Genomic DNA, 14,613 nt, shown 5'->3' with positions numbered 1-14,613 from the left:
GCTTTGAAGTTAGCCGAAGATTCAGCAAACTTAACGCTACTTCTATGAAGGTTCTGCCACTGATAGAAATTGAATTTTTGAAGACCACGCGCCGCGCTGCATTTTGGATTACCGCTGGCATTTACACGCTCTTTGCGATTCTTATTCTGAGTTTTCTCGTCTTCGTGCCGCAAGCTATCACTTTTAACAACCGAGAAGTCTTTCTTCGCTTACCAGAAGGCTGGTCAGGTATGATTGGGCTGTTCAAGTGGTTTAGCACTATCTATGTGCCAGTTACCATCACACTACTTGCTGCCAGTGAATTTACCTACCGCACCGCACGGCAAAATGTGATTGATGGGCTTTCTAAAGAAGCTTTCTTTCTTTCCAAGCTCTGGCTGATTGTTTTTACTGCCCTGCTTTATGTGCTGATTTTTTTCGTGAGCGTGCTTGTGTTCGGTGCAATTGGTTCGGCAAAACAAGGCATAAGTGAACCACTGATTCGCTGGCAAGATGTAGACTTGATTGCCGCATACTTTGTTGTTCTTTTAGGCTATGGCACGATTGCATTTCTTTTTTCTTTTCTTACGCGTAGTGCTGGCGCTGCACTGGCTTCTACGCTTCTCTACACCATCATTATTGAAAACATCGCCAGCGTTGTGTTTAGCTTTTTTGACTCGCTGAAAACCATAGTGAAGTATCTGCCTACAAGAGTGTTTGACGACCTACTCAACCCACTGCGATATGATGCTCAGAGATTGGAACAAACGACTGCACAGGTTCAAAAGCTGAGAGATGAGGTAGATTTAATTGTGCGTGATATGCCCTCACGCGCAGAGCAAGCTCGTCAAGCGCTCGAGCAAATGGAGCAATTGCTACCTGCTTACGACAACTTTACGGCGTTTGTGCTCGGTTTCAGCTATATGCTTGCCTTGCTTACCTTCACTTACCTTGTGTTTGAGCAGCAAGATTTGTAGTTAGCTTTTCTCCAAGCAGTGCTTTGGCGGTGTCAACTGCTCAGTCTAAAATTTTTGGACCGATAAAGAAAGAAATGCCGAGCTTGAAAGTCTGCACGCTCAGTGGCGGCTCGCTGTGGAATGGGAAATGCATGGCTCTTGTGCGCAATGCGTAGAGCACATAGTTAATTGCATTTTTGATCAGAAAATGCGCCACTGGCAAGAGCGCTGGGAACTTGCCAAACACCGCATCGATGAAGTAGCCTGCGCCAATTTGCAAGCCCCATTGCAAAAGGTGGCTGCCTAAGAATTGCAGCGGCACAAAACGCGGGAAAACAAGTGTCCAGTCGTAGTAGCAGTTTAGCGCAAAGAATGTTCCCACTTGCAAATCAATTCCTGCTGCTGTTGCTGTGCCGAAGAGCCAATTGCTACTAAACCGGTTTGCTGCGGCTGCGCTATCAGGGTCTGCTGGCAATCGTGAAAAACGCGGCTGTGCAAGGAGCATCGCGCTACTAATGCTTGGCGTAACGGCAATTTGTTCTAAGCGATAGCCAATGCCATCACGAATGCCAAACCCACCTCGAAAGAGATTGAGCGTTGCCACGCCACTGCCTACGCCTGACTCAGGTGAGGTGGGCAGCACAATGTAGTAGCTGAGAAAAAAGTGCGGGTGTGCGTAATCGACCAGCATGTCGCTATGCGGCGAAAAAAGGTAGCGCTTGACGCCAACCATTGCTTCTATGTGCAATGTGGTGGCAATCGGGCGCTCAAATTCTGGCAAGCTACTGGTTGCAAAACCGTAGCTGGTTTCCAGTGTTACTTGCCGCACAGGGGTATTGACCAGTGAATACGGTTGGGCTTGGGCGAGTGAGACCAGCAATGCAGCCAATATGACCGATGCGACGATGCGCAGCACTGAAGTGATGTAACGAGGCAGCTTGTTGCGTCTGGCAGCCAATTTTGAATGGGTCAAGAGCGCTCTTCTAAAGATACTCAAACTTTTTACCGAATTTTTTGCATATCAGGTGTGCGCACGCCACACCTGAATAGGTTACTGCAATTACTCCTTGTCCGGGAAAGCAGCTATCACCGACCGCATAGAGATTTTTCACTGGCGTTGAATTTTGCGGGCGTTGCAGAACGATTTGCCCTTTTTTGAGCAGAGGACCATATGACCCCAAATGCCGACGCAAGTAGCGCTTGTGTGTCAGCGGCGTTGCCACATACTGCAGCTCAATTGCGCTTGAAAGACCAGGCAAAATGCGCTCAATGCGCCGAATCAACTGTTCGGCTTGTCGTGCTTTCTCGGCTTCATACTGCTCATCTTTCGGATATCGTTTCCGCCAACTATTAGCTTGGCTGGTTACAAACGCATGCAGCACGTGCTTGCCTTCAGGAGCGCAAGTTTTGTCCAGCAGCGACGGCGCTGAGAGCCGAATCGTGCCGCCCAGCTCGCGATATTTCTGCCAATCCTCTACGATGATGTGATGCACGTGGAAGCCCTCTGGGAAAATGCGTGCATCAACGCCCAAGTGCAGTTGAAACCAACTGGGGGAAATTTCAAACTTGGATTCATCAACACGGTAGCGTGGGTCTTTAACCAAGTTTCCGAAGGTGTCCCAAATTGTAGCGTTACTGACCACGGCTGCTGCATAATGTATCTCACCATTTTGAAGTCGCACGCCAATTGCCCTACCCTCTTTCAGCAGAATTTCCTCTACGGGCGTAGCGAAGCGCACTTCGCCGCCAAACTTACGAATTCCCTCGACCAGTGCTTTGGCAATTGCACCGGAGCTACCTACAGGGTAGCGAATCCCGCCATGATGACGGTCAGCAAGGCAAATGCCTGCATTGACAAAAGGTGTTGCACTGGCATCTTGCAGTGCCCACGACTCACATTCAATGTCAATGAAGCGCAGCAGCTCTTCATTTCTCAGATAGCGCCGTGCCACACTCCCCATGGATTGCGTCGTATAGTATGCCAACCGCAACACTTTTCTGGGATACCTCGCCGCAAGGCGCAAAAGGTGCAAAGGGTCTTCCAGTGAACCTGCTGGAAAGGTGCTAATGATCTGAAAGACTTTCTCCAGCTCATCGTAAAAGGCGCGAATGCCTTTGGCTTCGTGTGGAAAACGCGCAATTAGCTCAGATAGGAATCGTTCACGGTCGTAGTGCGTCGCTACTTCAAAACCATTAGGCAAGTGGTAGTGAATTTGAACGGGGTCGGGAATGGTCTTGAGCGAAATGCCTAAGCGATTAAAAATGCGCGTGTGCAAATTCAGCGTGCCACTTTCCTCATTTGAACCGAAGCCATAGAACATTGACGCCCCTGCATCGAAGGTATAGCCCTTTTTGCGAAAGAGCGAGGCACTGCCCCCTGCAGTGGTGTGTTGCTCAAATGTGAGTGTTTGAAGCCCAGCGTGTTGCAGGAGCGCTGCAACGGTCAGCCCACCAATACCTGCTCCAACAATAATTACATCAGCGGAGAGCGACATTCAAAGATGAGAAGCGTTGGTTTTTTTGACACAGTTCTTTTCATTTCTCAGAAGAGCACACCGTGCTGGTATGCTCTTCTTGAGAAGATGCAGGGGGCAGGCTTACTTTTTACCCATCTCTACTGCGACAAAAGCCGTGGATTTATCGCGGCGGCGAATGCGCAATAAAACCGCCTCACCTTCTTTGACGTTAGCCAGCGCTTCTTTGAATTCCTTTGCTGAATTGATTTTCCGTCGATTGACCTCCAAAATCACATCATCTTTTTGAATGCCGCGCTCATGTGCTTGTCCAAACAAATCCACAGACGAGACACGCACGCCGTAGTCAACTTCATAGCGCTTTTTGTCAGCGTCTGTGAGGTCTTTGACTTCCAGTCCAAGCTGCTTTGCAGGCTCTGGTTCAGGGTTGCGTGCGGCTAACTCCGATTTTTCATCACGCGCTTTGAGCACGACTGGAATGTCAATCTCCTTGCCATCGCGCCAGACTTTGACGACGACACGGTCGCCGGGGTGCTTACGTGCCACATATGCTTGCAAGTCGTTGGTCTCACGCACTGGTTTGCCATCAATCGCAATGATGACATCACCTTCCTGAATACCCGCTGACTTTGCTGCTCCGTCTGGCACAAGCGACTGCACCCATGCCCCTTCTGGCTTTGGCAACTTCAGAGCTTTAGCCGTGGTCGCATCAATGCTTTGAATTTGCACGCCAATGTAGCCGCGCAGGACTTTGCCATACTTGATAAGGTCTTCAGCAACAGCCCGCGCAAGGTTAATTGGCACAGCAAACCCATAGCCTTGGTAGCCACCATTGCGCGTTGCAATCGCGGTATTGATACCAATCAGCTTGCCCTCAATGTTGACCAGTGCTCCACCTGAATTGCCGGGATTGATTGCCGCATCGGTTTGAATGAAGCTCTCTACGCTGTAGCTACCTTCAATTACGCGCAGGTTGCCACGTCCGATTGCGCTTACAATGCCTGCTGTAACCGTCGAGGATAGCTGGAAAGGATTACCAATTGCAATCACCCATTCACCGATTTTTACCTCGTCAGAATCGCCAAATGGCATAACGGGTAAATCCTTTGCATCAATTTTTACGAGAGCAATGTCGGTAAGGGGGTCGCTGCCTACAAACTTCGCACGAAACTCACGCTTATCATCTAACACGACGCGAATCGTGCCCGAATTAGAGGCTGCATTCACCACGTGGTGATTGGTGAGGATATAGCCGTCGGAGGAGATAATCACACCCGAGCCTGAACCACGCATCGGGAACAGTCCGCGCGGTTGCTGGCGAAAGAAGAAGTGAAACATATCGTCTGGCATTGTCTCGCCACCCTCTTCGGATTTTTCATCTGACTTGGCAATCGCTTCCACATAAATGCTGACCACGGCCGGCTTTGCAACGCTTGCCACATCAATAAAGGCTTGATTGACCGCGCGCATCGCTTGCATAGATTCTCTCGGCGTGTAGGTCGGGTTACCTAGCGCAAGGCTTTTGCTCTGCTGCTGTGCTGCGATATTGTCGGTCATCTGCAAGCCTGTAATGCCCAGCACCCCAATCACAATACCAATAAAAATGAGTCCGATAGCGGTCAAGAGTGTGTTCCGATTCATAGACCTCTCCTGCAGCTTGTGATGTTAGAGTGGTTAGTTGATTTCTAAAGAGCGCTTTTCTCTACGAATGTGATTTTCCGAAAGTTTAATTTACTAACGCATTAAAGCATTAAAAACTTCCCGACTGCGCAGCGGTGGCAAATCTTCAATGTGGTAGCGAAAATAAGCATCAAAGACATCAGAGACCTCACTGTACAGCGCAGGCTGAAGATGCAAATTTTCTACCTCTCGCAGTTGTGATTCCAAGAGCCGTTGAATCCAGCGCAGAGCTTGCACTGAAATGGGTTTGCCACTTAGTCCCAAACGCTCGGCTTCTACGCGTAGCGCCACACCTCCGTATTCCGGCAAAAGCCATAGCTGCTTATCTGAAGCACTTTGGAGTGCTGAGAAGAGATTTTTCGATGAAATCACGCATACACCAAAGCGTGGTTGAAAGCCTAAGAGTGCAATAAGGTGCGCCTGAAAGTAGAAAAGCACAGTGCGCACATTTTTCTGCAGCGAATCCACTGCCCGCAAGCTTTCCAAGAGCAGGTTAAAAATTTTGGGCTGTGCATCTTCTTCTTCAGTGGTGAGTCGCACCAGCTCTAAAATCTCCATCATCACGCCCACTCGCTCCAGCGAAGAGGGAATGCGCAGAAATGGGGTCTTTACACTTGCATCAGAGATATTTTGCACCTCTCGGGTGGATTTCTTGTAGAGCACTAGCGAAATATGTGAGCCAAGCTCGAAAGCAGATGCATACTTGCTCTGCGGACTGCGGCAGCCCTTTGCAATCGCCGAGAGTTTGCCAAATTCTTTTGTGTAGAGCGTGAGAATCTTAGACGTGTCTTGATAGTTCGTCGAGCGTAGCACAATCGCTTCGCATTTTTTGATGATGGACATCTGACCTCCGTGTTTTGCTCCACACGCAAGTTACGCAGCAGGTTTGTGGATTGCTACACCGCCAAACACCTGCTTTCTACTCTACCCTTCTTGGTAGCTGAAAACTTGTTAGCATCACTTAGGACACCTTTCAATTCGGCTGCTAACGAAATAGCGGTTTGTCCGTATATTCACACTTTCAACTTGCAAATAGTATGACATCACGAGAAATAAGGCAATCGTTTCTGGATTTTTTCAAATCTAAGCAGCACGAAATCGTGCGCTCTGCACCTGTCATTCCTGCCGATGATCCAACGCTACTTTTTACCAATGCAGGAATGAACCAGTTTAAAGACGTCTTTTTGGGCACTGGCACGCGTCCCTATAAGCGTGCAGCCAATACACAAAAGTGCATTCGTGCCTCTGGCAAGCATAACGACTTAGAAGATGTGGGCAAAGACACTTACCACCACACTTTCTTCGAGATGCTTGGCAATTGGTCGTTTGGCGATTACTACAAAAAAGAGGCTATTGAGTGGGCGTGGGAATTGCTCACCAAAGTTTGGGGATTGCCAAAAGACCGCCTCTACGCCACCGTCTTTCACGACGACGATGAAGCCTTTGAGCTGTGGCGACATGTTACAGACATTGACCCTTCACACATTCAGCGGCACGGCAAGAAGGATAATTTCTGGGAAATGGGCGAAACGGGTCCGTGCGGTCCTTGCTCCGAAATTCATATTGACCTGACGCCCGATAAGAGTGGCGGCAAACTGGTTAATGCTGGCTCACCGCAGGTTATTGAAATTTGGAACTTGGTGTTCATTCAGTTTAACCGCACCAGTCAAGGCGAACTCGAGCCCCTACCTGCTAAGCACATTGACACGGGAATGGGCTTTGAGCGCATCGTGGCTGTGCTTCAAGGCAAGACTTCAAACTACGACTCCGATATTTTTGCGCCGCTTTTGCAAAAAATCTCAGACCTGACTGGCTACACTTACACGGCGAAGCTGGATAGTGAGACCGACATTGCCATGCGCGTGCTCGCTGACCACATTCGCACTCTCTCCTTCGCAATTGCCGACGGGGCAACGCCTTCCAACGAAGGACGTGGCTATGTGCTGCGCCGTATTTTGCGCCGCGCAGTGCGCTATGCCAGAAAACTTGGTCAAACTGAGCCAGTTCTTCATAAGCTTGTGCCCACGCTGGTGCATACAATGGGAGATGTCTTTCCAGAGCTGGCAGAGCGTCAAGCAGCTATTCAGCAAATTTTGCGCGCCGAAGAAGAAGGCTTTCTTGCTACGCTTGACCGAGGAATGGAAATCTTTAGCGAGATGGCTAAAAAAGCAGAAGGCACGAAAGTTATCTCAGGTGAAGATGCTTTCAAGCTCTACGATACCTACGGCTTCCCACTTGACCTTACACGCTTGATGGCTGCAGAAATTGGTCTTCGCGTTGATGAAGCAGGCTTTGAGATGGCTATGCAGGCACAAAAAGAGCGTGCCCGTCAAGACCGCAAAAAGAAAGTTCAGTCTGCTGAAGCAGGTAGCTTAGTATGGGTAGAGCTGTCAGCTGGCGAAGATTCGCTCTTTAAGGGCTATACGACGCTCCGAACCATCTCAAAAGTTCGACTGGCTCGCAAAACCCATGATGCACTACACCTTGTTTTAGACCAGACGCCTTTTTATGCTGAAGCAGGTGGGCAGGTTGGCGACCAAGGCATCTTGGATTCGCCGCAATACTGCTTCACCGTGCGCGATACGCAAAAAGAGGGTGAAAAAATTGTGCATATCATCGGCGAGATTCGAGACAAGCTCACGGGCCAGACCATTCTTCCCAGTGAGTTCGACCTGACAAACTTGCCTGAAGAGCTAAGTGCAGAGGTTGATGCTGAGCGGCGCTTTGCGACCATGGTTAATCACACTGCCACTCACCTTCTGCATGCTGCGCTGCGCAAGGTTTTAGGCGAACATGTGCAGCAAAAAGGCTCGCTGGTTACGCCTGAGCGCCTTCGTTTTGACTTTAGCCACTTTGAAAAAGTAAGCGATGAACAACTGGCTGCGATTGAACGCTTGGTCAATGAACAAATCCGCACAGCCAAAGCCACAATTAAGCACGTAGACATTCCATTTGACGAAGCCAAGCGAATGGGCGCTCTGGCGTTTTTCGGTGACAAGTACGGTGAGCGCGTGCGTGTGCTTGAAATCCCTGACTTTTCTATTGAATTTTGCGGCGGCACACATCTGGACAACATTGGTCAAATTGGGATTTTCAAAATCGTTAGTGAGTCGTCTATTGCTTCTGGTGTGCGCCGCATTGAAGCCGTAACAGGCAAAGCAGCTGAGGAACTGTTTCGCACCGAGTTTGCTCAACTCCACACCTTGAAGCAACTGCTTAATGCACCCTCTGAGAGCGAAGCGATTGAGCGCGTGCGCAAGCTCTTAGAAGAAAAACGCACCCTTGAGAAGCAGATTGAAAAATTGCGTTTGGAGACAGCACAGTTTAAGCTCAATGACATTCTCGAGGCGTCTGAACAAATCTCCGACGTCGATGTCGTTACCCGCCAGATTGATTGGGTGCAAAGTGTTGATGAATTGCAAGGCATTGCGGAAATGGCGCGTCAGAAATTGAAGCGAGGCGCAGCCCTCTTAGGCACAGTGATTGACGGCAAAGTCTCGCTGGTTGCAGTGGTCTCCGATGACCTTGTGCAGCAAAAGAAGTTGCACGCTGGCAAGCTCATTGGAGATGTAGCCAAAATCGTGGAAGGCGGCGGTGGCGGACGACCGCAGCTTGCTACAGCTGGCGGTAAAAACCCAGCCAAACTGCCCGACGCCATGGCAAAGTTCAAAGATTTAATTGCTGCACAATTGAATTAGTGCTCGTAGATTCCGTGCAACGAATGCTCTCTTTGTAAAATAGTCGGTATCTTTGCGTTGCACACTTGTTTTTCAAACCTAAACTTTCTTGCTATGGCAGTTAAAGAAGCATTGCAACATGAAGTCGAGCAGCGGCTTGCTGAGATTGAAAAGGAACTTGCGAATTTGCGTGAGGAACAAGCTCGCATTCAAGCCAAGTGGCAGGCTGAGAAAGAAGTCATTATGCGCATTCGCCAGCTAAAGGAAGAGATTGAGCAAGCAAAGGTGCAAGCCGAAGAGTATGAGCGACAGGGCGATTTTGGCAAGGTCGCTGAAATTCGGTATGGCAGAATTGTTACGCTGCAAAAGCAGCTCGATGAGGCTAAACGAAAAATGGAAGAGATGCAGCGCAACGGTGCGATGATGAAGGAAGAAATTGGTGCAGAGGAAATTGCAGAGGTGGTCTCGAAGTGGACGGGCATTCCTGTGGCAAAAATGTTGCAGTCAGAGCGCCAGAAACTCTTGCGGATGGAAGAAGAGCTGCATAAGCGCGTAGTGGGTCAGAACGATGCGATTCGTGCAATTAGCGAAGCCGTGCGACGCGCCCGTGCTGGACTCAGCGATGAACGCCGTCCGATTGGCTCGTTTATTTTTCTTGGCACTACGGGCGTGGGCAAAACTGAGCTGGCACGCAGCCTTGCAGAATACCTCTTCAACGACGAAAATGCGCTCATTCGCATTGATATGTCGGAGTATATGGAAGCGCATAGCGTCAGTCGGCTGATTGGTGCGCCGCCCGGCTATGTCGGCTATGAAGAAGGCGGTCAGCTCACGGAGGCTGTGCGTCGCCGCCCGTTCTCGGTTATCCTTCTGGACGAGATTGAAAAAGCGCACCCTGATGTCTTTAACATTTTGCTCCAAGTCTTAGACGATGGGCGGCTCACGGACAATAAAGGGCATGTGGTCAATTTCAAAAACACCATCATCATTATGACCAGCAACTTGGGGGCGCACCTTATTCAAGACCAGATGCAACTGCTCAACGACAGCAATCGCGAGGAAATCCTTTCTCGCTTGCGCGTCGAGCTATTTGAGCTTTTGCGCAAGAAAATGCGCCCTGAGTTCCTTAACCGAATTGACGAAGTGATTGTTTTTGCGCCCCTCACGCGCGATGAAATTGCAGCAATTGTTGACATCCAGTTCCAGCGCATTGCCGAGACCGCCAAGAAGCAAAACATCACTTTAAAACTCTCTCCTGAGGCAAAAGATTGGCTTGGGCAATTAGGCTATGACCCGAGCTTTGGTGCTCGTCCTCTAAAGCGCGTGATGCAAAAGTACATCACTAATGCACTGGCAGAACGCATCCTGAAGGGCGAAATTTCCGAAGGCGATACGGTTGAAGTGGTACTTAAAGACCGCCAGATTGAGTTTGTAAAACGCTAATGCCTGTTGCATTTATTGGCTTAGGTGCAAACTTAGGTGAGCGGCTCAGCCAGCTACGTGCAGCGGCATCGGCGCTGAACGCAGTGCCACACACTACGGTGCTTGGTGTCTCACGCATCTATGAGACGCCACCTTGGGGCATGCCTCACCAGCCCCCTTTTCTAAACGCCGTTGCCTCTATTCAGACAGCCTTAGAACCACTTGCTTTGCTGCAGCAACTGAAATCAATTGAGCGCCGCTTAGGTCGCCCCGAGCACTATGAACGCTGGTCAGCACGCCTTATTGACCTTGATATTTTACTCTATGACGATTTAGTTATAGATGAACCTACGCTTACGATTCCACATCCTGCGCTCCCCTTCCGAAAGTTTGCACTTGTGCCGCTCTTGGAGCTTGCTAACCCGATTCACCCGCTTGCTAAGAAACCCATTTCAGCGCTGCTTTCCGAGACCCTTGATTCTTCCGACATTGTGCCAACTGATTACACACTGCTTTGCTGCTGAACTTGGGTGTATTTGGCGATATGATTGCAGCACCACACTGGGCCACAGCTTGTACAAATTGAACGCGGAGAGATGAATGCGGAACTTTAGTGAGAGCGGTGTGTGTGGGTTGTAATCACAAACACCGCTAAAATCATCAGCGCAGCTGCTACGAGCATTTGCCCAGTCAGCGTTTCGCGCCCAATGAGCCACCCTAAAAACACGGCAATTACTGGATTGATGTAGGCATATGTTGCCACGCGGCTTGGTGGGGCTACGCGCGCCAGCCAGTTGTATGCGGTGTATGCCACAATTGAGCCGAACACAACAAGGTAGCCCAGCGAGAGCCACGACATCGCACTGATTTTCTCAGGTGAGAATAATGCCCATTCGCCGCGCAGTGTGCCTAATGTGAGCTGCAGTGCACCGCCTACCAGCATTTGCATTGAGGTTGCTTGCAAAGGCGAATCGGGCATTTCCGCTCGCGTGATGTAAAGCGACCCGATTGCCCACGCCAGCGTAGCCGCCACTACAGCAACAATGCCTGCATAATCTACCTGCAGAGCTTGGGAAAATAGCCCTTCTCCTACGAGCAACATCACACCAACTGTGCCCATTAAGACCCCAAGCCAAATACTGGGATTCGGCATCTCTCCACCCATCGCAAGCCACTGCAGTAATACAATCCAAATTGGTTCTGTCGTAATCAGCAATGCTGCAAGGCTTGAGGAAATATGCTGCTCTGCCCAGACCACACAGCCATTGCCAATGAACAGCATTAGTGTGCCCAGAATCGCTGCACTCCGCCACTGTGCCCACGTCGGTGCAGGTTCTTGCCGAATACGCAGCACTCCGTAGAGGAGCAAACCTGCTGTCAGAAAACGAATCCCTCCCATCAAGAAGGGTGGAATGGTCTCAATCGCAAAGCGAATTGCAAGGTAGGTCGAACCCCAAATGAAGTAGACCGCCAGAAAGGCTAAAACGAGAAGAACGGGATTCGGCTCGGTGCGCGTCAAGGACCGCATAGCACAGCAAAGTTACTCCATAAACATTCGTGCACCTAAGTGGCGTTCAATTGGTGCCCCTCTCTACTGCGCTATGCACGCGCAGACGGTGTAACACGCTTAGCTCTTCGGGAATAATGTGCAACTTGTTCCTTGCCACCTATTTACCTTTCTTTTTGCCTTTGGCTTTTGCTTTCTTGCTGCCTTTTGCGGCTTTTGCAGCTTTGCCTTTTGTTATGGCTGCGCCGTCGCTTGCCTTCGCCAGCTGTATTAGCTCGGAGAGGTCAGGCGTCAGCACAATCTCAATGCGGCGATTTTTCGCTTTTGCTTCTGGTGTATTGCGTGCATCCACTGGGTAATACTCACCACGACCTGCTGCCACGATGCGCTTTGGATTTACTTTGCCTTCCTGCGTCAGATATCGCACGACCTCCGTAGCGCGCAGCACGCTAAGGTCCCAGTTATCTTTGACGTTTTCCAGCTTTGTAATCGGCGTGGTGTCAGTGTGTCCCTCGACCTGAATGTTGATGTCTGGATTTTCATTTAGCACTGCAGCAAGCTTGTCCAAGGCTTTTTTACCTTTTTCGTCGATAGCTGTGCTACCGAGCGGAAAGAGCAGTTTGTTGGACAGCGAGACATAGACATTGTCACCCTTGACATAAACATCTAAGCCACTATCCTTGAAGCTAAGGAGTGCAGCGCGCAGCGCTTCTTGCAGGCGAGAGAGTTTGGCATCGCGTAGAGCAAGCTGCTTTTCTAGTGCAGTAGCCCGCTTTTCGAGGTCAGCCAGATTTCTCTGTGCTTCTTCTTGCAACTTCTTTTCGCGCTGCTTTGCTTCAGCCAGCTGAGTATGTAGAGTGGCTGTGTCGCGCCGCAGTGCTTCATTTTCAGCTTGGAGGGACTTGATAGCAGTCGTAAGCGAATCTTCCATTCGCTTTTTATCGCGCTCTAAGGCATCCACCGTTTCTTTTGAGACACCGCAAGCACTTAGCAAGGTCAGCAGAATTAGCCACGCAGCGGGCAACAATGAACGTTGTTTCATAGATGATGAGAAGGTTTCGTTACAGAAATGCGTGCAAAAATACCTTCTGCGCAACTCTCAGGAAAGCCGTTGTCGCACCCTCGTGCGCTGCATCACAGCTCCGTTTCTACCTTGCGATTGCACAATCTATGCACGCGACCGCAAATAGGCAGCGATTAGGCTATTCCACTCCACCGACCTTTATCGCACATCTTGTAAGCAGCTGCAGTAGAAGTGGTGCCACATTGAACTACTCTGGCGTTAAGGCTGCTTAGCGACGAATCGCATTATCGAAAATATCCGTATCTTTGTGCTGCCGCGAAGTTTTTCCAACTCAAATGCTGTCGCACTATGCCCAAAGTCCTTCAAAATTACTCTCCTGATGACGTCATTGAGTTCTTGGGAAAAGTCTCGCCTTTTGAGCGGCTTACTACTGATGAGCTGCGTGCGGTTGCTCATCTGCTCTGGCGTCAGCACTTTGAAGCCGGTGAGTGCGTCTTTTCGCAGGGCGACCATGGCTCCGAAGCTTACATCATTGAATCTGGCAAGCTCTCGTTTGAAAAGTTGGGACACGTTATTCGTTTCTTCGAAGCAGGTGAGGTTTGCGGCCGTTCGGCAATGGTGAATGATATGCCCAGAAGTGGCTCTGCATTTGCGGTTGAACCCTCGACCGTTTTAGTCATTGACCGCCGACGCTTGGAAAATCCTGACTGCTTGAGTCCTCGCATCTACGGCAAGATTTGTATGGAATTTGCCAGAATGCTCACCAACCCTATGAGCGAGGAAGAAGCTATGTATCGCGAGTTAGATGTGCTCTTGGTGCAAGATGGTGGCTGTGCACCGGGCTATAATCCCGTTACGGCTTTTATCACGGAGTATTTGGAGCATGACAAGCGGCGCGTGTTTGTGGCAAAAGAAGGCTTTATCTCACTTGTCAAGGGACGCACGGAGGACTATCGGCGGCTGGTCTATAGCCCGAAACTCTATCACGAGTTAGAGCGCATTCCGGGCGTCATCTTTTCACCCCCTTTGCGCGAAGCTCGTGGTGCTGACTTTCGCACTGAGCGCTACAGCGACTTCAAGAAACCTGAAATTCAAGCCAAAGCAGTGGAAGAAATCTTACGGCGCAAAGTTAAAGTCTTGGTCGGCATTGGTGGCAATGGCACTTTTGCTGGCACTTATGCCTTAGCCAAACAGCTTCCTCCGACGGTGCAGGTCTTCTTTATTCCTGTTACGATTGATAGCGATGTATCGGGCACGGAATGCATTGGGCAGCATACTGGTGTCGAAGTCGGCGCCGAGAAAATTCGCTGCTATATGGCTGATGCCCGCACCCACCATCGCTGCTACATCATTGAAATGATGGGCGCTGCAGGCGGCTACCATGCGCTTCACTCTTGCTTAGGTGCTGGTGCACATTTAGCGGTCTTGCCACAGTCTAATTTTGATATGAAGAAGTTGGCTGAACTTATCGGCCCTCGCCAGTCGACCGTGATTGTTGTCGCCGAAGGCTACAAGGCTGAAGAGCGCAAAGCAAAAGGTATCAAACAAAATGCGGCTGAATACTTCCGCGACGAACTTCTGGCGGCTGGTCTCAAAACCGAGCAGCGAATCGTCTGCGAGGCATTTTCACGTGATATTCGCGGGGCAAAGCCCAACAATATGGACATCACACTGGCACAGCGAATGGCACGCAAACTTGCTGAACTTATCCGCGCTGGTGAAACGCAAATGATGCCTGCCGTCTTAGCCGATAAGGAGTATGCTATTCCTTTCTCGGAAATTCGTACTGAAAACTCTGTCGACTCCGACCTTGCCGCACTAGCTAACCGCATCGGTGGTGTGCATAGTCTTGAAGCTAACTCGAGAGGCTGAGCGCTTCGTTGCGGCGCGCCGC

11 protein-coding genes are annotated in these 14,613 nt (G+C 50.1%); 5 read left to right on the top strand and 6 right to left on the bottom strand.

The genetic code is table 11. From position 1 onward, the window contains the following. Positions 1-44: 44 nt before the first annotated feature. Positions 45-956, top strand: coding sequence for an ABC transporter permease (locus NZM05_05910; protein MCS7013151.1), 912 nt, complete (start codon positions 45-47; stop codon positions 954-956). A 40-nt stretch (positions 957-996) separates the two neighbouring features. Here the strand turns inward: NZM05_05910 and NZM05_05905 are convergent, their stop codons facing one another. The 4 genes from NZM05_05905 to recO form a co-directional block, all read right to left on the bottom strand. Beyond that, positions 997-1,893 carry a hypothetical protein gene (locus tag NZM05_05905; GenBank protein MCS7013150.1) on the bottom strand — a complete coding sequence of 299 codons (897 nt, stop codon included), beginning with the start codon at positions 1,891-1,893 and terminating at the stop codon, positions 997-999. A gap of 25 nt (positions 1,894-1,918) precedes the next feature. Beyond that, entirely contained in the window at positions 1,919-3,430 is a 1,512-nt protein-coding gene (locus NZM05_05900; GenBank protein MCS7013149.1) for an FAD-dependent oxidoreductase, read from the bottom strand. A gap of 102 nt (positions 3,431-3,532) precedes the next feature. Further along, positions 3,533-5,050, bottom strand: a complete 1,518-nt coding sequence (locus NZM05_05895) for a DegQ family serine endoprotease (GenBank protein MCS7013148.1) — start codon at positions 5,048-5,050, stop codon at positions 3,533-3,535. A 93-nt stretch (positions 5,051-5,143) separates the two neighbouring features. After that, positions 5,144-5,932, bottom strand: coding sequence for a DNA repair protein RecO (recO, locus tag NZM05_05890; protein ID MCS7013147.1), 789 nt, complete (start codon positions 5,930-5,932; stop codon positions 5,144-5,146). Positions 5,933-6,126: 194 nt separating this feature from the next. Between recO and alaS the strand changes: the two genes are divergently transcribed. From alaS to folK, 3 genes are all read left to right on the top strand, one after another. After that, positions 6,127-8,787 carry an alanine--tRNA ligase gene (alaS, locus tag NZM05_05885; GenBank protein ID MCS7013146.1) on the top strand — a complete coding sequence of 887 codons (2,661 nt, stop codon included), beginning with the start codon at positions 6,127-6,129 and terminating at the stop codon, positions 8,785-8,787. Between the two features lie 93 nt (positions 8,788-8,880). Beyond that, positions 8,881-10,209, top strand: coding sequence for an AAA family ATPase (locus NZM05_05880; GenBank protein ID MCS7013145.1), 1,329 nt, complete (start codon positions 8,881-8,883; stop codon positions 10,207-10,209). Then, the gene (gene folK / locus NZM05_05875; protein MCS7013144.1) at positions 10,209-10,712 is read left to right on the top strand and encodes a 2-amino-4-hydroxy-6-hydroxymethyldihydropteridine diphosphokinase; all 504 of its coding nucleotides are present in this window, start codon (positions 10,209-10,211) and stop codon (positions 10,710-10,712) included. Before NZM05_05880 ends, folK begins: the two co-directional genes overlap by 1 nt. An 86-nt stretch (positions 10,713-10,798) precedes the next feature. On the opposite strand, the gene NZM05_05870 is transcribed toward folK, so the two are convergent. Further along, positions 10,799-11,716, bottom strand: coding sequence for an EamA family transporter (locus tag NZM05_05870; GenBank protein ID MCS7013143.1), 918 nt, complete (start codon positions 11,714-11,716; stop codon positions 10,799-10,801). A gap of 139 nt (positions 11,717-11,855) precedes the next feature. After that, positions 11,856-12,737 carry an OmpA family protein gene (locus NZM05_05865; protein MCS7013142.1) on the bottom strand — a complete coding sequence of 294 codons (882 nt, stop codon included), beginning with the start codon at positions 12,735-12,737 and terminating at the stop codon, positions 11,856-11,858. Between the two features lie 330 nt (positions 12,738-13,067). Between NZM05_05865 and NZM05_05860 the strand changes: the two genes are divergently transcribed. Next, on the top strand, positions 13,068-14,591 hold the full coding sequence (locus NZM05_05860) for a 6-phosphofructokinase (GenBank protein MCS7013141.1): 1,524 nt from the start codon (positions 13,068-13,070) through the stop codon (positions 14,589-14,591). The last annotated feature ends 22 nt before the right edge of the window (positions 14,592-14,613 follow it).

It is taken from the genome of Chloroherpetonaceae bacterium, from assembly GCA_025056565.1.
Lineage (GTDB): Bacteria > Bacteroidota > Chlorobiia > Chlorobiales > Thermochlorobacteraceae > Thermochlorobacter.
Note: the sequence above shows the minus strand (reverse complement) of the source record. Positions and strands in the feature narration are given on the sequence as shown.